17 protein-coding genes and 1 tRNA gene are annotated in these 21,711 nt (G+C 60.6%); 15 read left to right on the forward strand and 3 right to left on the reverse strand.

The genetic code is table 11. From position 1 onward, the window contains the following. Positions 1–27 precede the first annotated feature (27 nt). The 4 genes from BBAG_RS07925 (at position 28) to rsmI (ending at position 5,601) form a co-directional block, all read left to right on the forward strand. The gene (locus tag BBAG_RS07925; RefSeq protein WP_003825238.1) at positions 28–999 is read left to right on the forward strand and encodes a carbohydrate ABC transporter permease; all 972 of its coding nucleotides are present in this window, start codon (positions 28–30) and stop codon (positions 997–999) included. A 5-nt stretch (positions 1,000–1,004) separates the two neighbouring features. Beyond that, positions 1,005–1,865: a carbohydrate ABC transporter permease gene (locus tag BBAG_RS07930; protein WP_003825240.1), complete on the forward strand. Its 861-nt coding sequence runs from the start codon at positions 1,005–1,007 to the stop codon at positions 1,863–1,865. Between the two features lie 116 nt (positions 1,866–1,981). Next, the gene (gene yicI / locus BBAG_RS07935; RefSeq protein WP_003825241.1) at positions 1,982–4,396 is read left to right on the forward strand and encodes an alpha-xylosidase; all 2,415 of its coding nucleotides are present in this window, start codon (positions 1,982–1,984) and stop codon (positions 4,394–4,396) included. 176 nt (positions 4,397–4,572) lie between these two features. Further along, on the forward strand, positions 4,573–5,601 hold the full coding sequence (gene rsmI, locus BBAG_RS07940; RefSeq protein WP_003825243.1) for a 16S rRNA (cytidine(1402)-2'-O)-methyltransferase: 1,029 nt from the start codon (positions 4,573–4,575) through the stop codon (positions 5,599–5,601). A gap of 24 nt (positions 5,602–5,625) precedes the next feature. On the opposite strand, the gene BBAG_RS07945 is transcribed toward rsmI, so the two are convergent. Continuing rightward, a complete protein-coding gene (locus tag BBAG_RS07945) occupies positions 5,626–6,054 on the reverse strand; it encodes a variant leucine-rich repeat-containing protein (RefSeq protein ID WP_003825245.1) in 429 nt (142 codons plus the stop codon). Continuing rightward, on the reverse strand, positions 6,051–6,731 hold the full coding sequence (locus tag BBAG_RS08185; RefSeq protein WP_003825249.1) for a hypothetical protein: 681 nt from the start codon (positions 6,729–6,731) through the stop codon (positions 6,051–6,053). The genes BBAG_RS07945 and BBAG_RS08185 overlap by 4 nt, the downstream gene beginning before the upstream one ends. Before the next feature lie 264 nt (positions 6,732–6,995). On the opposite strand from BBAG_RS08185, the gene metG reads away from it, so the two are divergent. The 11 genes from metG (at position 6,996) to BBAG_RS08005 (ending at position 20,110) form a co-directional block, all read left to right on the forward strand. Continuing rightward, complete coding sequence (gene metG / locus BBAG_RS07955; protein WP_003825251.1) at positions 6,996–8,858, forward strand: methionine--tRNA ligase; 1,863 nt, start codon at positions 6,996–6,998, stop codon at positions 8,856–8,858. A 362-nt stretch (positions 8,859–9,220) separates the two neighbouring features. Continuing rightward, entirely contained in the window at positions 9,221–10,111 is an 891-nt protein-coding gene (locus tag BBAG_RS07960) for a LytR/AlgR family response regulator transcription factor (RefSeq protein WP_003825254.1), read from the forward strand. A gap of 615 nt (positions 10,112–10,726) precedes the next feature. Continuing rightward, positions 10,727–12,073 carry an NADP-specific glutamate dehydrogenase gene (gene gdhA / locus BBAG_RS07965; RefSeq protein WP_003825256.1) on the forward strand — a complete coding sequence of 449 codons (1,347 nt, stop codon included), beginning with the start codon at positions 10,727–10,729 and terminating at the stop codon, positions 12,071–12,073. Positions 12,074–12,251: 178 nt separating this feature from the next. Further along, complete coding sequence (locus tag BBAG_RS07970; protein WP_003825257.1) at positions 12,252–12,470, forward strand: hypothetical protein; 219 nt, start codon at positions 12,252–12,254, stop codon at positions 12,468–12,470. 69 nt (positions 12,471–12,539) lie between these two features. Beyond that, positions 12,540–14,561, forward strand: coding sequence for a serine/threonine-protein kinase (locus tag BBAG_RS07975; RefSeq protein ID WP_047750333.1), 2,022 nt, complete (start codon positions 12,540–12,542; stop codon positions 14,559–14,561). A gap of 85 nt (positions 14,562–14,646) precedes the next feature. After that, complete coding sequence (locus BBAG_RS07980) at positions 14,647–15,627, forward strand: DsbA family protein (RefSeq protein WP_003825263.1); 981 nt, start codon at positions 14,647–14,649, stop codon at positions 15,625–15,627. Between the two features lie 60 nt (positions 15,628–15,687). After that, positions 15,688–15,761, forward strand: a tRNA-Thr gene (locus tag BBAG_RS07985). Between the two features lie 338 nt (positions 15,762–16,099). Further along, the gene (locus BBAG_RS07990; protein WP_033508738.1) at positions 16,100–17,635 is read left to right on the forward strand and encodes an aggregation-promoting factor C-terminal-like domain-containing protein; all 1,536 of its coding nucleotides are present in this window, start codon (positions 16,100–16,102) and stop codon (positions 17,633–17,635) included. Between the two features lie 24 nt (positions 17,636–17,659). After that, positions 17,660–18,541, forward strand: a complete 882-nt coding sequence (gene rsmA, locus BBAG_RS07995) for a 16S rRNA (adenine(1518)-N(6)/adenine(1519)-N(6))-dimethyltransferase RsmA (protein WP_145885851.1) — start codon at positions 17,660–17,662, stop codon at positions 18,539–18,541. Further along, the gene (locus BBAG_RS08000) at positions 18,538–19,449 is read left to right on the forward strand and encodes a 4-(cytidine 5'-diphospho)-2-C-methyl-D-erythritol kinase (RefSeq protein WP_003825269.1); all 912 of its coding nucleotides are present in this window, start codon (positions 18,538–18,540) and stop codon (positions 19,447–19,449) included. The genes rsmA and BBAG_RS08000 overlap by 4 nt, the downstream gene beginning before the upstream one ends. 28 nt (positions 19,450–19,477) lie before the next feature. After that, complete coding sequence (locus BBAG_RS08005; RefSeq protein ID WP_003825270.1) at positions 19,478–20,110, forward strand: LytR C-terminal domain-containing protein; 633 nt, start codon at positions 19,478–19,480, stop codon at positions 20,108–20,110. Positions 20,111–20,243: 133 nt separating this feature from the next. On the opposite strand, the gene BBAG_RS08010 is transcribed toward BBAG_RS08005, so the two are convergent. After that, positions 20,244–21,662, reverse strand: coding sequence for a CCA tRNA nucleotidyltransferase (locus BBAG_RS08010; protein WP_033508740.1), 1,419 nt, complete (start codon positions 21,660–21,662; stop codon positions 20,244–20,246). Positions 21,663–21,711: the final 49 nt, after the last annotated feature.

Here is a 21,711-nt window from a genome sequence, read left to right on the forward strand (position 1 = left end):
TGCGAATCATGAAAGCGACTGACGCACATGAACGCTCACACCAAGAAAACCCGCCCGCGCGGCCAGCAGCCGACCGTCAGGGAGAAGGGAATGTCGAGGATCCCCGGCAGCCCCTCCAACCGTTTCTGGCTGTACATGCTCCCCGGCCTGCTCATGCTGCTGTGGATCATCATCATTCCGGCGGTCTGGAACATCTACCTCAGCTTCACCAACTACCGCGGCATCAAACCGCCCAAGTTCATCGGCCTCGACAACTGGGCACGACTGATGAAGGACACCACGTTCTGGGTGTCGTTCCGCAACTCGATCTGGATGATCATCGCCATGGTGGTCGTACCGATCCTGCTCGGCTTGATCCTCTCCTCGCTGGTATTCGACGTGGTGCAGAAGAAGTTCGGCACGAAGGCCGCCTCCACCATGCGCGCCATCTACTACTTCCCGCAGCTGCTGCCGATTGCGGTCGCCTCCCTGGTCATGGGCTGGATCTTCCGCCCGGAAAACGGCGCGTTGAACGCGTTGCTCAAGGCGATAGGCCTCGGCGGATTGCAACATGATTGGCTCGGCAAACCCGACACCTCGCTGATCTTCCTGATGCTCATCATGATCTGGATCCAGGTCGGCTACCCGCTGGTCATCTTCATGTCCGGCCTGCAGCGCGTCGATCCGGAACTGTACGAGGCCGCCAGCCTCGACGGCGCCAACTGGTGGCAGCGCTTCCTCGCCATCACTCTGCCGTCCATCAAGCCGGAGATCTTCGTGGTCGCACTGACCTGCACCATCGCCGCACTCAAGGTGTTCGGCCCGGTCTACATGCTGACCAAGGGCGGCCCCGGCACCAGCACCATCGTGCCGTCGTACTACTCCTACGTGCAGTTCTTCCAGTCCCAGCAGGTCGGCTACGGCGCCGCGATCGCAACCGCGCTGACCGTCGTCATCATCGTCGTCGCCATTATCTTCACGAACCTTCAGGAGAAGGTCGCGAAGGAAGATGAGGAGTAAGGATCATGACTTCCGCAACCAATATCCCCGTGCATATCAAGAAAAACCGCACCGCAGGCGACTGGGTGATCCTCATCCTGCTCATCGTGGGCGGCCTGGTCATGCTGTTCCCGTTTATCGTGCTGCTGCTCAACGCGTTCAAGACGACCGCCGACTACAATTCGTCCGGCCCGCTGTCCTGGCCGCATGAATTCAGCACCGACGGTCTGATGAAATTCTGGAACCGCGTCAACTACCCCGAAAAGCTGTGGAACAGCATCTGGACCTCCGGCCTCGTGGCGGTGCTCGCCGTGATCCTCTCCATGCTCAACGCCTTCGCGCTGGGCATCGGCCGGGTCAAGGGCCGCCGTTGGATCGTGCTGCTCATCATGCTCGCCAACATGCTGCCGCAGGAAGCCATGCTGTACCCGCTGTACATCATGTTCAAGAAGATCGGCCTGTACAACTCGCCATGGGCAATCGTGATCATCTTCACGGTCATCCAAAGCGCCTTCGGCACCTACCTGCTTTCGTCGGTGTACGGCACGTTCCCCAAGTCCATCCTTGAAGCGGCGTCGATTGACGGCGCAAGCCGCTGGACCATCTTCCGCAAGATCGTGTTCCCGATCTCCAAGCCGACGCTGAGCGTCATGCTCGTCTTCTTCTTCATCTGGACGTGGAACGAGTACATGATCCCGATGGCCTTCCTCATCGACAATTCGACGCAGACCATCCCGATCGCGGTCAGCTCGCTGACCGGTGACCGTCTGATGGATGTGACGACGACCGCCGCCGCATCGCTGATCAGCATCGTGCCGACCCTCATCTTCTACTTGATCTTCCAGCGCACGCTGTCCCGCGGCATCACCGCCGGCGCGGTCAAGTAGCACCAACAAACCAACCACCATTCATTCCCGGCTCCGGAAGTCCTTTTCTCTCTTCCTGTCCGGAGCCGGGATTACACCATCACACACCCCATCACACATCACCAGGAGCAACAACAATGAAGTTCACCAATGGTTACTGGCTGACCCGCGACGGCGTCGACGCCCTGTACGCACGCGAAGCCTACGAGCTCGGCATCGGCGAGGACAAGGAAAGCCTGAACATCCTCGCCCCGACCTCTGTGGTCCGCGGCCGTTACGACACCCTCAACCTGCCCACTTTCAACATCGACGTGACCTCGCCCGCCGAAGGCGTGATCCGCGTGACCGCCGGCCATTGGCAGGGCGCGACCGACCAGCCCGGATTCCCGCTGCACGCCGATCAGCCGGGCGACCGCGCTTACGTCCACGCCGACGCGGACGGCAACGGCGATGGCGAAGTGGGCCAGAACGGTGCGAGCGTCTCGCTGACCTCCGGCGGCCTGACCGCCAAGGTGGTCAAGGGCTCGCCGTGGAACCTGACCCTCCTCGACGAGCACGGCAAGGTGCTCACCGAATCCTCCGGCAAGTCGCTCGGCAGATTCGCGTTGAACAAGCTGTCCAACGTCACCGCGCAGCCGGTCGGCGAGTTCGGTGTGACTATGGATGGCTCCGCATACGACGAATCCGACGTGTTCACCGGCATCCAGCTGCATCTCGGCGTCGGCGAGAACGTTTACGGTTTCGGCGAGCGCTTCGGCGCGTATGTGAAGAACGGCCAGACCGTCGACATTTGGAACGAGGATGGCGGCACCGCCTCCGAGCAGGGGTATAAGGATATTCCGTTCTACATGACCTCTAACGGCTATGGCGTGCTGGTGAACAACCGCGGCCACGTCTCGTTCGAGGTCGGTTCCGAGAACACGGAGGCCGTGCAGTTCTCCGTTCCCGGCGAAACCATCGACTTCTGCGTGATCTATGGCCCGACCCCCAAGCAGATCCTCGACCGTTACACCGCGTTGGTGGGCCGCCCCGCCAACGTGCCGGCCTGGAGCTACGGCCTGTGGCTGACCACCTCGTTCACCACCAAGTACGACGAGAAGACCATCAACTCCTTCATCGACGGCATGGCCGAACGCGACATCCCGCTGAGCGCTTTCCACTACGACTGCTATTGGATGCGCGAGTTTCATTGGACCGATTTCGAATGGGATAAGCGGTTCTTCGGCGATATCGAAACGACCCTCAAGCGTCTGCACGAGGACAAGGGCCTGCATATCTGCGCGTGGATCAACCCGTATATCGGCCAGCGCGGCTCCATGTTCAAGGAAGGCAAGGAGAAGGGTTACCTGGTCAGGAAGCCGAATGGCGAGATCTGGCAGACCGACTTCTGGCAGGCGGGCATGGGTTTGGTGGACTTCACCAATCCGGATGCGCGCGAATGGTTCAAGGGCAAGGTCAAGAAGCTGCTGAATCAGGGCGTGGATGCCATCAAGACCGATTTCGGCGAGCGTATTCCGCGTGACGTGGTCTGGTATGACGGTTCCCCGAAGCTGTCGATGCACAACTGGTACACGCAGCTGTACAACCAGACGGTGTTCGAGGCCATCGAGGAGACGTACGGCAAGGGCAAGGCGTGCCTGTTCGCACGTTCCGCGACCGTGGGCGGCCAGCAGCAGCCGGTGCATTGGGGCGGCGACTGCGAGTCGACGTTCAACGGCATGGCGCAGACGCTGCGTGCGGGTCTGTCGCTCACGAGCTCCGGCTTCGGGTTCTGGAGCCATGATATCGGCGGCTTCGAAGGCGCTCGCCCGGATCCGGCGGTGTACAAGCGTTGGGTCGCGTTCGGTCTGCTCGGCTCCCACTCCCGTATGCACGGTTCCACCGTGTACCGTGTGCCGTGGCTGTTCGATGAGGAGGATGAGAAGAACGGCGTGGTCAACGCGCCCGGCCAGACCGCCGTGGATGTGGCCCGCACCTTCACCAAGCTCAAGCTGTCCCTGATGCCGTACGTGTATCAGACGGGCCTGCAGCCGCATCTGCACGGCACTCCGGTCATGCGTTCGATGTTCGTGGAATTCCCGGACGATCCGACCTGCCGTACGCTCGACCGTCAGTACATGTTCGGTCCGGATCTGCTGGTGGCCCCGGTGTTCACCTATTCGGGCGACGTGGAGTACTACCTGCCGGCCGGCGTGTGGACGAACTGGTTCACCGGCGAGAAGGTGGTTTCCGAGCATGGCGTGTGGCGCAACGAGCGTCACGGCTTCGACACCATCCCGCTGTGGGTGCGTGACGGCAGCGTGCTGGTCACCAAGCCGGGTGCCGAAACCCCGGAGTACGACTACGGCAAGGATGCGCTGGTGTCCGTGTTCCTCGACGGCGTCTATGCCGCCGAAGCGGTGGTCACGGAGACGGACGGCTCGTCGGTGACGTTCTCGGCTCGTCGCACCGCCGATGGCGTGGAGGTGTCCAGTTCGGATGGTCGCACGTTCACCGCGCGTCTGGGCTTCGGTGAAACCGTCGCCGCCCCGGAAGGCAAGGTGGTGCTGTGACCCGATGTGATTGGTAGCTTCCTCAAGTAGTCCGGCAGGCCCGGCTGGAATGTTCGTCCATGGGAACGTTCCGGCCGGGCCTTCCTTTGTTTGGGGGCGCGGAGGATTGCCGGGAATCGTCTCGTTGGGCATATGTTGGGTACTCGTTGGGCACACAGTGGGGAATACTGGGCGGTATGGAGAGCATGAGCGCACTGCCGGGGAACGGCGAGAACGAAGGCATGGAACACGACGTGGAAACGAACGGATTCGACGGTCGGAACGATGGTCGGAATGATGACGGTTCCGCCGGATTCGGCGGACTGGTGGCGGGTGCGGATATCCCGCAGGGCACGGTGGTGCTGGCCGCGACGCCGATCGGCAACACCGCCGACGCTTCCGCCAGGCTGATCGCGCTCATGGAGCACGCCGACATCGTCGCCGCCGAGGACACCCGCCGCCTGTACGACCTGGCGAACCGTCTCGGCGTGCACGTGAACGGCCGCGTGGTCGCCTACCACGACCACAACGAACGCGATAAGGCCGACGGCCTGCTCGACAACGTAGAAACCGGTGCGACCGTGCTGGTGGTTTCCGACGCCGGCATGCCCACCATCAACGATCCCGGTCTGGCCATCGTGCGCCGCGCCATCGAACGCAACCTGCCCGTCACCTGCGCCCCCGGCCCCAGCGCCGTACTCGACGCATTGTGCCTGTCCGGCCTGCCCACCGACCGCTTCTGCTACGAAGGATTCCTGCCACGCAAGCACGCCGAGCGCATGCAGCATCTGCGCATGCTCAAGTCGGAACCGCGCACCATCGTGTTCTATGAGACGCTGCACCGCATCGCCGACTCCATGGACGACCTGCTGGAATCCTTCGGCCCGAACCGCCGCATGGCGTTGTGCCGCGAACTCACCAAGAATTACGAGCAGATCCGCCGCGGCACCATCGCCGAAATCCACGACAGCGTAGTGAACGATCCACCGCGCGGCGAAATGGTGCTGGTGATCGAAGGCGCCTCCGACGAGGAAATCAACGCGAACGCACCCAGCGTGCTCAGCACCGAGGATCTGGCCCGGCTGGCCATCGACAAGGCGCAGCACGAAGGCCTGCGCATCAAGGAGGCCATCACCCAGGTGGTTGCCGAGCACCCGCTGCCGGACGGCTCCCTGCCGAACCGCAAGCAGGTGTATGCAGCCGTATTGGCGATCAAAGACAAGTAAGGCTGAACCCATAGAGGGAAGCGGTCAGGCGGCGGCCCCGGAAACGGTAGGCCCGGAGGCGGAACCAGCAGCAGGCCCAGCGCGTTCCGATTCCAACGCGTCCAGGGAGTCGAACAACACGTTCAGCGCCTGTTTCACACCGGGGCCGCCGGCCTGAGACACGTATTCCAGCAAGCTTGCGTCCGCTTTGGGGTTGATGACCAGCCACCGGCGCAATTCCGGTTCGTCACGCGCAATACGCCACAACACTTCGATCGCCGTTTCCGGATCGGCCGCGAGCGCCGGCGTCAATGCCAACGGCGGTGCCGGCGGTTCCAATTCGCCGGTCGGTTTGCCTACCTGTGTGGAGTGTTTGGAATCGTACGCGCCTAATTGTTTCAGCCGGTTCGCTTGGCGCAGTAAGCGAAGGCGCTGCTTCTTTGCCGTCTGACTCCCCTTTTTTGCAATCGTCACCCTTGTAAATATTGGCATTGTTCGCGCTCCCCTTTCCCGCGCTCCCCTTCCGGCCAATTGTCCCCTCGTGTTTTCTGCTTCGCTTCGCTGCGCTCATCGCGGCTTACGTAATGTTTTCGCAACGGCATCATTGCCTGTCTTTCCCGCACTCTGGCATGGTGACGTTCCTCGTAATACATGCGGACGGTGTTCAAAAAGGCTTTGGCGTGCGGCACCGTCGTGGCGCATGGATTCGCTCCAAGAATGGCGGCGCAGTCGTCCGGCGTGAACCGGTATGTGTGCATGAGGTCGGCCACCCGATCGGCGAACACTGCGGCGCCTGGGCTTCTGTTGGCCATTGTCGCGATATCGCAGGCGGTCCGGGGCGGGCTGGTGATGTTGAGATCGCCGAGGGTCTGTACATGGTCGTGGTCGACTCTTCTGGCGAATACGCGTATGGGTCTACCGTGCCGCATGGTCCGGTAATGCGATCCGGACAGCACGTCCACGGTTTCGGGGAACAATCCGCCCATCCATACCCACAATGCGGTGCGCATGCATGCCACGGTGGCGGAGGGGATGATGTTATGGACGATAAGGGCCCTGCCATATAAGGTGTCGCCGTGTTCGGACCAATACCCACTATGCCCGTCCAGGGAGCATACCGTGCCGCCCCGCGACAGCCTGTTCAGGCTCATAGGGCCGGGAAGTTCGTGCGAATGCAGCAATGGCGGGACGATGGGTCTCGCCCGTGATCTGTGTCTGCGCTGAAGCGCTGTGGAACTGTTCATGGGCAGACCGTAGAACGAATTGCCCACCCGGCACAACGGCCTGCGGAAATCTGTGGATATGTGGATATTCCTTTGCCGCCAGACGGCTGGAATGTGCGTATGCATGTGGATATTTTTCCGTTGTCCACATTCGCGTTCCGGTGTCCCCGCCGCGCCGGATAATCGGGCGTTATGAGTCATATTTTGGTGAATGTTGCATGGCCGTACGCGAACGGCCCGCGTCACATCGGTCACGTCGCCGGATTCGGCGTTCCGTCCGACGTGTACGCACGATACGAACGCATGAAGGGCAATGACGTGCTAATGGTCTCAGGTACCGATGAGCACGGCACCCCGATTCTGGTGGAGGCCGATAAGGAAGGCGTGAGCGCTCAGGAGCTCGCCAACCGGTACAACCGCGTGATCGCCAAGGATCTGTGCGATCTGGGTCTGAGCTACGACCTGTTCACGCGCACCACCACCGGCAACCATGAGAAGGTTGTGCAGGAGCTGTTCAAGCAGTGCCTGGAAAACGGCTACATCTACAAGGGCACTCAGAAGGTTGCCATCTCCCCCTCCACTGGCCGCACCCTGCCGGACCGTTATATTGAGGGCACCTGCCCGATCTGCGGTGCGGACGGCGCCCGTGGCGACCAGTGCGATGCCTGCGGCAACGAGCTGGACCCGGACGAGCTGATCAACCCGGTGTCCAAGATCAACGGCGAAACCCCGCGCTTCGAAGAGACCGAACATTTCTTCCTCGACCTGCCGGCACTGGCCGAAGCCAATCTCGCGTGGCTGAAGACCCGCGAAGGTTGGCGCACCAATGTCATCAACTTCTCCATCGGCCTGTTCAAAGAGGTCAAGCCGCGCGCCATCACGCGCGACATCGACTGGGGTATTCCGGTGCCGGTGAAGGACTGGATCGACAACCCGAACAAGAAGCTGTACGTGTGGTTCGACGCCGTGATCGGCTACTTGTCCGCTTCCATCGAATGGGCACGTCGCAAGGGCGATTCGGAGGCGTGGCGCGCCTGGTGGAATGACCCGTCCACCCCGGGCTACTACTTCATGGGCAAGGACAACATCACGTTCCATTCCCAAATCTGGCCTTCCGAAATGCTGGCCTACAACGGCCAGGGTTCCAAGGGCGGCGAGACCGGCAAGCTCGGTCCGCTGAACATGCCGGAACAGGTCGTGGCCAGCGAGTTCATGACCATGGAAGGCAAGAAGTTCTCGTCCTCCCGCGGCATCGTCATCTATGTGAAGGATATTCTGTCGCGCTACCCGGTGGATGCCGTGCGCTACTACATCTCCATCGCCGGTCCGGAAAGCTCCGACTCCGACTTCACCTGGGCCGAGTTCGTCCGTCACAACAACGAGGAGCTTGCCTCCTCCTGGGGCAACCTGGTCAACCGCGTCGCCAACCTGATTGCCAAGAACTTCGGTGAGATCCCGGCTGCCGACGAGAACGAGATGACCGATGAGGACCGCGCGCTGCTGGCCGAGACCAACGAGGCCTTCGCCACCGCCGGCAACTTCATCGAGAACCACCGCCAAAAGGCCGCACTGCTGGAAGCCATGCGCATCGTGGGCAATATCAACAAGTACATCTCCGCCACCGAACCGTGGAAGATCAAGGACAATCCGGCTCGCCTCGGCACCGTGCTGCACGTTGCCGCACAGGCCGTGTCCGATGCGAACCATCTGCTTGCGCCGTTCCTGCCTCATGCCTCGCAGAAGGTGTGGGAGGCTCTGGGCGGCAAGGGCACGTTCTCGCCGCTGCCGCACATCGAAGAGGTCGAGGATCTTGACAAGCCAGGCTTCATGTACCCGATCATCACCGGCGACTACAAGCTGGGCGTGAACGTGCACCCGTGGAAGAGCGAACCGATCGAGGTCGGCGCCCCCGTGGCCAAGCCGACGCCAATCTTTGCGAAGATCCCGGTCGAGGCTGTGCAGGAGGAGCTTGACCGCTTCGATGCCGAGCTGAAGGCCCGCAAGGAAGCCGAGGCGCAGCGTCTTGCCGCCGAGAAGGCGAAGCTCGCCGACTGAGCGCAAGTCATGCGTTAACCCGTTGCGACCAAAGGACCCGATCTGTTGACAACCGTCAGCGGACCGGGTCCTTTGTGATTGACTGCAGCCGTTCCGCGCTGCGATCTTCCCATGCCCCTCGCGGCGCTATCGGCAGTGACTTCCACGCCATTACTGCCAAACATTCTTCACATTTGTTCATCGAAAACGACAAGAAAACCTGCATTTTTGTCACAGACTGCGTGTCATCCATGTAGACCAAGTACCCTTTCCGCGGAACATTGCTAGAAGGGGCAATGCCTCCCGCAGAGTTAGGGGTGGTTCTGGTTGCCGAGAACAGACACAGGCCATAGGCCTACGATGGTACGACATAGGGGGATCGCATGTATCGCATTGCTGTAGTTGACGACGTGCCAACGCAATGCGACGCGCTGGCGAACGCCATTGATAGCATCTGTGCGGCCAGAAACGACGGCTACGATGTCGAGATCAGCCGGTTCAACACCATTGCCGATTTCGAGCAGGCGCTTCTCTCGTTGAGGGAACAGGACGACACCTTCGATATCGTGTTCATGGACATCGTATTCGGTGATTCCACAGTCGACTCCGATACCAGCAGCGCCAGCATAGCCGACCACAACGAAGCCGATGCCGACGAAACCGGTAACAGCGAAACCGGCAACACCGCACACCATGAGAACGGCATCGAAGCGGTGGCACGGCTCTTCGGCACTCGACCGCAGGACGAACAGAACGATCAGGACAATCAAGACGATCAAGACGCTCTCGAACTGCCCACGCAGGTGGTCTATGTGACCGGCCATGCCGAATACTGCACCAAGGTCTACGACACCGATCATGTATCCTTCCTGCTCAAGCCAGTGGGAAGAACCGAACTGCGCGGCGCCCTGAAGAAGGCGATAGACCGCTGCGAAGCATACCGTTCCAATCCGATCCGGGTCCACATGGGGAAAATGGAGTACGTGGTCTGGCCACAGCATATCCAATATATGGAGCGCACAGCCCGCACGCTGCTTATCCATTACGACGACGGCAGGGTGTTGCGTTCCTACCTGAAGCTGCGTTCGCTTGAACCGATGATGCCCAACTATCTCATCAGATGCCACGCCAGCTACATGGTGAACCTGTATGCCGTGGCGGCATTCGCAGGAACGGATTTCGTGATGTGCGACGGCGTGCGGATCCCCATCAGCCAGCGGCGCAGGCATAAAACGGCGCTCAGCTTCGAACGCTTTACGCGGTCGGCACGCTGAAGGTGGAAGAGCCGTTCGAATGACTGCTCCACGCAGCCTGTCGCACCATGGCGGTTACCGCGGGGTTTGCGACAACTTCTGTGGCGTTTGTGACAATTTCCGCGACGAAAGTGACATATCTTGTCACTACGTTCACGCGAATTGTCACAAACCCCGCATTCATTCGCCACGACATCCCCGATGCGCACGGCAATACACGCAAACCACCGTTGTTCACCCCACTGCTCACACCCCCATTACATTTCTTTCAGGGAATTGACAGGAACACATATCATTCCCCCAAGAAATGAGCAGTTATATAGAAAACGTCAGCGGAACAAACACAACGCAGACGAGGTTCCTCCCGAGCCCCATAACTGAATCCTTTCTTCTCTCTCTTCTCTCTTGCCCGGCGGCTCCCCCGCCGGGTTCTCTTTTTTCTGCCACTCTTTCCGCCACTCCCACGGATTCGCGCAGATTCCCGCATCATTTTGCGCCACCCAGCGTCATCGCACCCGCGCAAACACCTCCGGAGTACCCCATCGCCAGCATTTGGTCAGGGTCTTGTGGGCGCATATCCCCCACGCTTACAATCAAAATCGTCTATTAAGACCGACCCAAAGAGGAGTTCTAATTATGCTCACCAACGAATACGTCAAGCGCGTGTATGCCCAGGTGGAGAAGCGTGATGGCGACCAGCCCGAGTTTCTGCAGGCCGTCTCCGAAGTCTTCGAAAGCCTCCAGCCCGTGGTTGAGAAGCACCCGGAATACGAGAAGGCAGGCGTGCTGGAACGTATCGTCGAGCCGGAACGCGTAGTGAAGTTCCGCGTCGCATGGACCGACGACGAGGGCAAGGTCCAGGTGAACCGCGGCTACCGCATCCAGTTCAACTCCGCCATCGGACCGTACAAGGGCGGCCTGCGCTTCCATCCGACCGTGAACGAGGGCGTCATCAAGTTCCTCGGCTTCGAGCAGATCCTCAAGAACTCCCTGACCACGCTGCCGATGGGCGGCGGCAAGGGCGGCTCCGACTTCGACCCGAAGGGTAAGTCCGACGCCGAGGTCATGCGTTTCTGCCAGGCCTTCATGACCGAACTGTGCCGTCACATCGGCCAGTTCACCGACGTTCCCGCCGGCGACATCAACGTCGGCGCCCGTGAGATCGGCTACCTGTTCGGCCAGTACAAGCGCATCCGCGACGAATACTCCGGCGTGCTCACCGGCAAAGGTCTTGAGTTCGGCGGCTCCTTGGCCCGCACCGAGGCCACCGGTTACGGCCTGTGCTACTACACGCAGGAGGCGCTGCGCGTTCTGAAGAACGATTCCTTCGAAGGCAAGACCGTGGTCATCTCCGGTTCCGGCAACGTGGCCATCTTCGCCACCGAAAAGGCCCAGGCCCTGGGCGCGAAGGTCGTCACCGCATCCGATTCCAACGGCTACGTATACGATCCGGACGGCATCAAGCTCGACATCGTCAAGGACATCAAGCTGGGCCATCGCGGCCGCATCAAGGAATACGCCGAGCGCGTTCCGGGCGCCGAATACCACGAGGGCTGCAAGGGCGTGTGGACCGTGCCGTGCGACATCGCGCTGCCGTGCGCCACGCAGAACGAAATCGACGGCGAATCCGCCAAGGCCCTGGTGGCCAACGGCTGCAAGGTCGTGTGCGAAGGCGCGAACATGCCGTCCACTCCGGAAGCCATCACCGTCTACCAGGAGAACGGCCTGCTGTACGGCCCGGCAAAGGCCGCCAACGCAGGTGGCGTGGCCGTGTCCGGCCTGGAGATGAGCCAGAACAGCTACCGCCTAAGCTGGACCTTCGAAGAGGTGGACAACAAGCTCAAGTCCATCATGGAGAACATCGTCGCCAACTCCTTGGCCGCCGCCAAGGAATACGGCCATGAGGGCGATCTGATGCTCGGCGCCAACGCCGCCGGCTTCGTCAAGGTCGCCAACGCCATGGTCGCCCAGGGCGTGCTGTGATCCGCTGAATTCCGATTCGGCTTACCGAGCCGGTTTGCGCTGATTTGAGTATCGAGTACTCAGATCAGCGCAAACCGGCTTTTTGCTATCCCACCATTCGGCAAATGGTGGGGCACTAGCCCACGCCAAAAAAGCAGACCGATATTGATGTTGTGGCCGGCGATCCAGCAACACAACCGTGCTGCTCGGCGAATGCGCATGGCGCAGCAATTTCGACGAGACCGAAGCGGTAGAGTCTCTGCTGGAAAGGGAAGGCCTGATTCAGGGATATACGACTACTTATTTCATGTTCTTCAGCAAGCGTCCCATCTCACAGGCCACCCGAAGCAAATATGCCGGCCGCGTGCGTTTTCTCGACGTCAATGAGCGGTATGGCCGCAACAGCTACGACGAGTAGCGTACAAGCGCAGGCACGAGCTTGGGCTTAGAAAGCAGACATTCCCGCCAGGACCGCCCACCGCATAGACTGGAGGCCATGAGCGAAATAAACGCGTTGAATCTTGAACCCGGCGATGCGGTGGGTGGCTACACGTTGGTGTCCCGCCTTGGAGCGGGTGCCATGGGCTCGGTATGGCGGGTGCATGATGATGGCGGCCATGTCTATGCGATGAAGATTCTGCGCGATTCCCTGTCCGACGACGGCGGTGTGCGCGATCCGCGCGATCCGCGCGATCCGAATCTCAAGGAGAATGTTCCCGCACGCGAGCGCTTGCGTCGCGAGGCCTTGGCCTTGCAGAAGATCCATAATCCGGGTGTGTGCGGCATTGTCGACATGGAGCTGGATGATGCGGTGGCGTTCATTGTCACCGAGCTGATCGAGGGCAAGAATCTTAAGGAGGATGTCGCTGCGAACGGCCCGTATGTGGGCAATGATCTGGAGCGTCTCGCGCGCAAGCTTATCGAAGCGGTTGGCGCGGTGCATGCGGCTGGCATTATCCACCGCGATATCAAACCGACCAATGTGATGATTTCGGCCACGGGGCCGGTGCTGGTCGATTTCGGCATCGCCATGGGCGAGAACGAGAGCCATGTGACCCGTACCGGCCTGGTTATGGGCACGCCTGGCTTCATCGCGCCGGAGATTATCGATGGCGCGGATTCCAATGAGGCTACCGACTGGTGGTCCACGGCGTCGGTGCTGGCGTTTGCCGCCACAGGTTCACCGGTGTTCGGCACGAAGCCGATGATGGCAGTGTTGGAACGTGCCGCTTCGGGCAATGCGAATCTTGCCGGCTTGCCGCCCAATACGCTGGCCGCGTTCCGTAGCGCTTTGAACCCGGATCCCCGCAAGCGTTGCACATCCGACCAGCTGCTGCATGCCATTGCGTTGGATGCGTTGAATCCGTTCGCCTGGCAGACATCGGACTCTACCGACCTGTTCGGTTCCACCACTGGCGCAGACGCTTCGGAGGTGGTGCACCCTTTTGACGTACCGCTTCCCGAAGGCATGCAGACACCTTCGTCATCGTCTATGAGGCAGACTGCGCCTGCTCGTTCCGCCGCGTTGAACCGTTTGGCTCAGCGCAATCAGCCTGGTAATCTGCGTGCGGATTGGGATGCGACCACGGATGATGGCGGGGATTCCGGATTCGTTGCCGCCACTATGGCGCTTTCGCCCGAGCAGTGTACGGTGGCGCTTCCCAGTGACTATTTGGGCCCTGAGCAGGCGACCCGGCCGATTGCCGCTGCCGACACCGCCGCTGTTGCGGGTGCCGCCACACGCGTAATGCCCGCGGCGGCACCGTCGCCTTCGATCGCGCACACCACGGTCATGCCCGGTATGGCACGTCAGGCGACGCAACGGATGCCACAGCAGATGCCGCAACGTCCAGTGCAAATGCCGCGTCTTCCTGCATCACCGCAGGCACGGCAATCGTGGCCGCAGCCACAGCCACAGCAACCGCAGCAATACCAGGCCAATCCGGCTGACATCAAGCGCGGCCGCTACCTTGCCCATAGTGTTGCACCGCTGATATTCGCAGCCATCGTTCCGGCGGTCGCTGCATTGTTCATGCCGCCTGCCGGCATTGCGGCCGCACTGCTGCTGTTCTGGGTATTGCTGACGATAGGGTTCAGCACCGAAGCACAGCTGGAACGGGAAGGCAAACGCGGCGGCACACGCAAGGGCTCCGATACCGCGATGCGCATACTGTCGCTGCCGTGGCATGCGGTGCGCGCGGCGGCACACGCCCTGCTTCGTACCGTTTGGTTTGCGCTGATCGATGTCATCGTTGTCGTTATCGCCACAGTGGCGTTGCAACTGCCTTGGCAGATGCTGTTCATCGGCGACGTATGGCCTCATCAGATCCCCTATCTGACCGACGGCCCCTTGTCGCTCACCGGGCTGGCTATGTCGTGCTCGGCTGCGGCCACATGGGTATTGACCGCGTTCCTTCCCAAAGCACCCATACTGCGCCTTGGCGCCGGGGTTCTGGCAGGCGGGCCTGCAGGCCGCAATGTCCCCTCATCCGCAATACAATCGACCTGAAATTTCGTTCCGATCTCTCGGCATCGTTTTCATAGTTCTGTGGGCTACACTGAGCACGGAGCGAATCTAAGACAAAGGAGCACGCATGTCCAATAAGGACAATCACCGTCAATCCCGTGCCGAACGCCGCGCCGCCAACGAGGCAGCGGCAAAGGCAGCCGCAGAACGTGCGGCCAAGGAACGCCGTCAGCAGACCATCATCGGCGCATGCGTACTGGCCGTCATCGTGGTTCTTATCGCGGTGATCGCCCTGTCCATCTGGCAGCCTTGGAAGAACAGCAAGTCTTCGGAAAGCAGCAACGCCAGCAATCTGACCGTCCAGCAAGCATACGACCAGCTGCAGAAGGTCAAGAACAAGCCCACCACCGCAGACGCCAAGGGCGGTATTCTGCTGTCGAAGAACGGCGTGGGCAAGAAGGCCAACGGCGCACCCACCGTGGCCATCTACATGGACTTCATGTGCTCCGGCTGCGGCAGTTTCAACCGTCTGGTCGACCCCACACTGGAGAAGATGCTCGACGCCGGCCAGTTGAACATCGAACTGCACCCCATGTCGTTCGGCGACCGTTGGAGCAGCGACAACTATTCCACTCGAGCTGCGAACATGCTGCTGTACATCACCGAGCATGATGATGACCCGGCTCATATTCTCGGCTTCATCTCGAACATGTATGCCGACGACTTCCAGCCGGCCGAGAACTCCGGCGTCGACACATCCGACGCCCAGATGAAGAAGCAGGCGACCAAAGCTGGCGTGTCGCAGAAGGTGGCCGATGCCGCAGTCACCGACAAGTACACCGCCTGGCTGGATGCCATCGACACCTACACCCCCAAGCGCAGCGATTTGTGGAACACGTCCGGCGACCTTAAGGGCCAGATGACCACGCCGACCATCACGATCAACGGAAAGTTCTGGGATATGAACCAGTCCCAGTCGGTGTATTCCGACACGAAGTCCGGTCTGCTTGCCGCGCTGGGCATTGACGAAAGCAAGGTAGGCGTTGCGGGCACGATGCCGTCCATTGGCGAAAACGGCAAACCAATCGCAGTTTCAGCCAATAAGTAAGCGTTTCGTCCCGGCAGAACTGATATGCTTCTGTATATTCGTGTGCGGTAATGCGCACGCGCCTCTTTAGCTCAGATGGCCAGAGCGGCCGCCTTGTAAGCGGCAGGTCGTCGGTTCGATCCCGACAAGAGGCTCTCTCCCCTTGAATGGGGAGCGTACGATTGGGGTTGTAACAACACGTCGCGCGAGTAAGAGTGAAGGGCCTCACCCCCTAATTCGGCCCTTCCATTAATGGGGCAGGAGCGTCCCCCTAAATTGCTCTGCCCCTAGAGGGGGCGGGAACATTCCCCTTCTCTCCCGCCCCCTCTTTCTACTTCTTCCATGCTTGTCCCGCGAGTTTCCGCGAGGAAAGCGTATGTGGGGAAATGGCCGACACTTGGTCCATGCCGTCAGCGACTTCAACCGCAACCATTAGGATTAGGCGCTAGTATGCCCGATACGCCACTGGCGGCGAGTCAGGAAAGAGGTTGGTATGGCACGGAGATGGACACCGCAACGTTTTATGATGCTGCGTCGCGTCCGCGTTGCCGTCTGCGTGATCGCGGTGAGCGCGATGGCTGTGGCGACGTTCGGATTGAGCACACGCAAGGCCGTGGCGTTGAACGTCAATGGCAAGACCACAACCGTGACCACATATGCCATGAGCGTCAAGCGACTGCTGGAGGAACAGCATATCGCCGTCAGATCGCACGATATCGTACAGTCCACGTCGGGCGGCACGCTGACCGATCATGCGGTCGTCACCGTGCGCAACGCCTATCAGACCACTGTGACCGTCGACGGCGAGGACATTCCCTTCTGGACGGTTGCGGACAGCGCCGACCAGCTGATCGGCTTCTTCAAGGCGAACGAAAGCAAGGCCTCCGCCATCACCATCAATATCGACAACGTGTACCAGCAGCTCACCGGCGGCATGGTGATCAACAAGAAAGGGCCGGTCACGGTAATAGCCGACGGCAAAAGCTCCCAGGCCCCCGACGGCAAGCTGCCGGCGGCATCGATTCTTGATTCCAAAGGCATTACCGTAGGCAAGGAAGACAAGGTAAGCGTCAGCGAGCAGGGTTCGGAGACCATACTGCGCGTACAGCGTGTGACGCATGGGCAGGAGACGCGAACCAAAGTCGTGCCGTTCGATACGCAGACCATCGTGGATTCCTCGTTGCAGCCCGGCGAAACGGTGATTCGCCAGCAGGGCGAAAACGGTGAGATCCAGCAGGTATACAACGTGACATACGTCGACGGCGTGGCCCAGAGCGAAACGCTCGACAGCGAAACCACCACCAAGGCATCGGTGAATCAAATCGTGGCGGTCGGTCCGGCCAAGCCCGCGACAACCGATGACGACGCCGAATCGGATACCAAGACCGACGCCAAATCAAACGACGCGTCCGACGACGATCACAGCACGTCGAAGAACGGCAAGTCCGACAGCAAGAGCGACGCTTCGGATTCCAAGTCGAACGCCAAAACCGATACATCGGATTCCAGCAAATCCGATAACAGCACGAAAAGCGACGACGCCAAGCAACAGGAACAGCAGAACAACCAGTCGCAGAATCAGAACCAGAACCAGAACCAGAACCAGAACCAACAGAACCAGAGCCAGCAGAACAGCAGCCAATCAAACCAAAACCAAAACAACCAGAACAATCAGAGCCAAAATAGCCAGAATCAAAGCAACACCTCCACCAGCGGCCGGCTCTGGCACCCCAGCGTGTCCCAGGCGCAGGCCTATGCCGCCGCGGCAGCGGCCCAGCGCGGCTGGACCGGCGCGGATTGGGACGCATTGGTCTGGATCTGGAACCATGAGTCAAGCTGGCTGTGGAACGCCGAGAATCCATCCTCCGGCGCATACGGCATTCCTCAGGCATTGCCACCGGATAAGATGGGCGCCGGATACAGGGACGACGCCGCCGTCCAAATTGACTGGGGCTTGACCTATATTGCTGGACGCTACGGCAGCCCAAGCCAAGCCAAACAATGGTGGCTGCAGCATAACTGGTACTAATTCGAAGGCTTTACGATGACCGACATTTCCGATACCGCACCTACCGCGCACCTGCTCGGTGCAGCAGACATCCGCCGCATCGCCGATGAGGCCGGCGTAAGCCCAACCAAAAAATTCGGGCAGAACTTCGTTATCGACCCGGGCACCGTGCGCCGTATCGTACGCGAAGCCCACGTTGAAGCCGATACGCACGTGCTCGAAGTAGGCCCCGGTCTTGGCTCGCTGACGCTGGCGATTCTGGAAACCGGCGCCACCATGACCGCCGTGGAGATCGACCCGCCGCTGGCCGAGCGTCTGCCGAACACCGTGGCGGAATTCATGCCCGATGCCTCCAAGCGCCTGAGCATCGTCAACCGCGACGCGCTCACCGTCGACCCCGCCACACTGCCGGAGTTCGCGGACGGCAAGCCGTTTACCCTCGTGGCGAACCTGCCATATAACGTGGCCACGCCGATCCTGCTCACCCTGCTGGAACGATTCGACAATCTCGATTCTTTCCTGGTCATGGTGCAAAAGGAGGTCGCCGACCGTCTGGCCGCCACCCCCGGCAATAAGATCTACGGCACGCCCAGCGTGAAGCTCGCCTGGTATGGCGAAGCGAAACGCGTAGGTACGATCGGCCGTAACGTGTTCTGGCCGGCGCCGAACGTCGATTCGGCACTCGTGCATTTCCAGCGTTTCGGCACGCCACGCCCGCAAGAGCTGCGCGAACGCACCTTCTCGCTCATCGACGCGGCCTTTGGGCAGCGCCGTAAAACATTGCATGCGGCTTTGAAGAAAATCGTCCCCGCGGAGGCATTCGAAGCGGCCGGCATCGATCCGACCCGCCGAGGGGAGACACTCACCATCGACGAGTTCGTGGCGCTTGCCACGGCCATGGAGGGAAACGAGGGGAAGCGTTCATGAACGAGCCCACTCGCAGCATCGTCGTCGAGTGCCCGGCGAAAACGAATCTCACCCTTGCCGTAGGCAAACCGCACCAGGAATGGTCGGGCCGCCACGAACTTGACACCATCTACTGTGCCATCAGCCTGACGGATACCGTCAAGGTTACGGAAAAGCCGACCGATACCGGGTTCTCGCTGGAACTCGACGGCACGCATCTGGGCGATCTCGCCTCCTCGCAGGCGGACATGCGCCGCAATCATGCCGTGCTCGCCCTGTTCGCCATGGCCGAAGCCGCAGGCCGCGAGCCGAATGTCGCCTTGTCCATTACCAAACGCATTCCGGTGGGCGGCGGTCTTGCAGGCGGTTCAGCCGATGCCGCCGCCACGATCCTCGGATTGAACGAATTATGGGATCTGCATTGGCCTGTGGAGCGACTGCAGCAGGTTGCCGCGACTCTGGGCGCAGACATGCCGTTCTGCGTAGCCGGCGGCTATGCGCGGGGAACCGGCTACGGCGAGCGCATCGAAACGTTCGCTTCACAATCCCCCGAGGCTCAGAGTCTTCGCTCCCAGGGTTTTGCCGGCCCGCTGGTGGTGGGCGCATATCAATCCCAGCTCAGCACCCCGGAGGTCTACGCTGCGTTCGATCAGATCGGCGCGGGAGACGGGGATGCCAACCACTTGCAGAAGGCATCCATCAGCTTGCATCCACGCAGCGGCCAGGCCATCGAATCCGCGGTGAAGGCCGGTGCCACGCATGCGTTCGTTTCCGGTTCCGGTCCGTCCGTCGTCGCATTCACGCCGACCGCCGCCATCAGGCGCGCCGTCATCGAAGCATGGAAACGAAGCGCCTGTGTCGACCGCATTATCGCGGCAAGCGCACCGGCAGTGCCGTCCGTATCGCGTCACGGTAACGCGATACAGTGAAACAGTTCCAAAGCGAAGGGAAAACGCAATGACTGAGCCGTATGACGAACGTGCAGCCCGCAAAGCGTATATTCGTCGCCGTCAGAAGACGGTGTTCACCGTTATAGCAGTGATTCTTACGATTGCATTGGTCGTATCCTGCCTGATCTCCTTCAAGGTGATCGACGTGGAGCCCCAGGCCAAAAGCGTTGTCCAGCCGAATTATGGCCAAGCGGTCCCTTGTGCGGCAAAGAATCAGGACGGCACCGCCATGAAGTGGGCGGATAACAACACCGTGCCCGTGCGTGTGCGCAATGGCACCGAATTCGCGGGCCTGGCCAAGGCCGTGGGCGAGGCGCTGCAGGATCGCCAGTTCAATGTGGTGACCATCGACAACTACCCCAGTTCCAAGGTCACTCGAACCACGATCTACTTTGGCGTGAACGCCATCAATCCGGCCTATACATTGAACGCGTATTTCAAGGATGCCGTCATGGTGATGGATAACCGTCAGGATCGTCTGGTCGATGTGGTGCTCGGCGCCACGTTCAACGATCTGAACAAGGAGAAGGAAGTCAAGAAGCAGGGCGATACCATCAAGGATTTCAAGGGCTGCAAGACGGTTGACGAATTGCAGAAGGCCGGACTGCCGAAGGCATCCGAGCATACCGCCGTCAACTGACGGCATCGGTTGCCGGAAAACCGAAAACCGCATTCCAAAGCGAAAACTGCAGTGGCCGCTCCCCGTTTCGGGAGCGGCCACTGCAGTTTTTGCATATATGGATGGCGCTGGTCTGCGAGCGTCTTGCACGCCGTTACTGGTCCTGTTCGCTATACCAGCGTTTCAGTTCGGCCACTGCAACGTCATGGTCCACTGGTCCGTTATCGAGACGGTAGTCGAGCATGTGCCTGTAGGCTTTGCCGATCATCGGGCCGGGTTCGAGCCCGAGCAGATCCATGATCTCGTTGCCGTTGATGTCGGGACGGATCGCGTCGAAGTCCTCTTTCTTCTTCAGCTCGCGCACGCGATCTTCCATCTCGTCCATGGCGCTGGCGAACACCATCGCCTTGCGGCGGTTCTGCGTGGTGGCGTCGGCGCGTGTAAGGCGGTTCAGACGCTCGTACAGATGGCCAGCGTCTTTCACATAGCGGCGGACCGCGGAATCCGTCCACGGCTCATCCACATAGCCGTGGAACCGTAGATGCAGATTGACCAGTTCACTGACGTCTTCGACCAGATGGTGGTCGAAGTGCAGTGCGCGTAGACGCTTGCGGGTCAGTTTCGCGCCCACCACGTCATGATGATGGAAGCTCACCTTGCCACCTGCTTCGAAGCGGCGGGTCTTGGGTTTGCCGATGTCGTGCATGAGCGCGGCCAGACGCAATGTCAGGTCGGGGCGCGGCACCGGGCCGTCATCGTCGGTTTCCAGTGCCACTGCACGATCGAGCACGATCATGGTGTGTTCGAATACATCCTTGTGGCGATGGTGTTCGTCGATCTGCAATTCGAGCGCGGGGATTTCCGGGAACACGATGTCTGCCAGCCCGGATTCCACCAGGGCTTCGATGCCTGCTCGCGGACGGTCGGACAGCAGTGTCTTGACCAGTTCGTCGCGCACGCGCTCCGCGGAGACGATGCGGATACGATCGGTCATGTCGTACATCGCCTCGGCAGTTTCCGGTTCGATGCTGAATCCGAGCTGCGCCACGAATCGCACCGCACGCATCATGCGCAGCGGATCGTCATCAAACGACTGGCGCGGGTCGACCGGCGTGCGCAATACGCCTTTGGCCAAATCGTTGGCGCCGCCGAAGGGGTCGACGAATTCCAGTTCCGGCACGCGCAATGCCATGGCGTTCACGGTGAAGTCTCGGCGTGACAGATCGCCTTCAAGCGTGTCGCCGTATGCCACTTCGGGCTTGCGTGAATCGGGATTGTATGCGTCGGTGCGGTATGTGGTGACCTCGACCTGCACTTCGGTGCCGTCCGCACGACGACGCATGGCACCGAGCGTACCGAATTTACGCCCCATATCCCAGAATCCGTCACGCCCGAATTTACGCAGGATCGGCTCGAACTGTTCGGGGCGCGCCGATGTGCAGAAATCAAGGTCGTGGCTGCGGCGGTGCAGCAGCAGATCACGTACCGGGCCGCCTACCAGGGCCAGCTCAAAGCCTTCGGCGGCGAACATTTCTCCCAGTTCCATGGCCTCTGGCCATACTTCGAAATTCACGTGGGGCCTTTCCATCATGTCGTTTTACTGCCAACAAGCATAACCGTTA

This window comes from Bifidobacterium angulatum DSM 20098 = JCM 7096 (assembly GCF_001025155.1).
Taxonomy (GTDB): domain Bacteria; phylum Actinomycetota; class Actinomycetes; order Actinomycetales; family Bifidobacteriaceae; genus Bifidobacterium; species Bifidobacterium angulatum.

Bases quoted from the DNA above. Each gene is read 5' to 3' on its own strand.
- metG (WP_003825251.1), top strand. From the start codon at position 6,996: ATGAGTCATATTTTGGTGAATGTTGCATGGCCGTACGCGAACGGCCCG.
- BBAG_RS08185 (WP_003825249.1), bottom strand. From the start codon at position 6,731: ATGAGCCTGAACAGGCTGTCGCGGGGCGGCACGGTATGCTCCCTGGAC.
- yicI (WP_003825241.1), top strand. From the start codon at position 1,982: ATGAAGTTCACCAATGGTTACTGGCTGACCCGCGACGGCGTCGACGCC.
- gdhA (WP_003825256.1), top strand. From the start codon at position 10,727: ATGCTCACCAACGAATACGTCAAGCGCGTGTATGCCCAGGTGGAGAAG.
- BBAG_RS07930 (WP_003825240.1), top strand. From the start codon at position 1,005: ATGACTTCCGCAACCAATATCCCCGTGCATATCAAGAAAAACCGCACC.
- BBAG_RS07925 (WP_003825238.1), top strand. From the start codon at position 28: ATGAACGCTCACACCAAGAAAACCCGCCCGCGCGGCCAGCAGCCGACC.
- BBAG_RS08005 (WP_003825270.1), top strand. From the start codon at position 19,478: ATGACTGAGCCGTATGACGAACGTGCAGCCCGCAAAGCGTATATTCGT.
- rsmI (WP_003825243.1), top strand. From the start codon at position 4,573: ATGGAGAGCATGAGCGCACTGCCGGGGAACGGCGAGAACGAAGGCATG.
- BBAG_RS07990 (WP_033508738.1), top strand. From the start codon at position 16,100: ATGGCACGGAGATGGACACCGCAACGTTTTATGATGCTGCGTCGCGTC.
- BBAG_RS08000 (WP_003825269.1), top strand. From the start codon at position 18,538: ATGAACGAGCCCACTCGCAGCATCGTCGTCGAGTGCCCGGCGAAAACG.
- BBAG_RS07960 (WP_003825254.1), top strand. From the start codon at position 9,221: ATGTATCGCATTGCTGTAGTTGACGACGTGCCAACGCAATGCGACGCG.
- BBAG_RS07980 (WP_003825263.1), top strand. From the start codon at position 14,647: ATGTCCAATAAGGACAATCACCGTCAATCCCGTGCCGAACGCCGCGCC.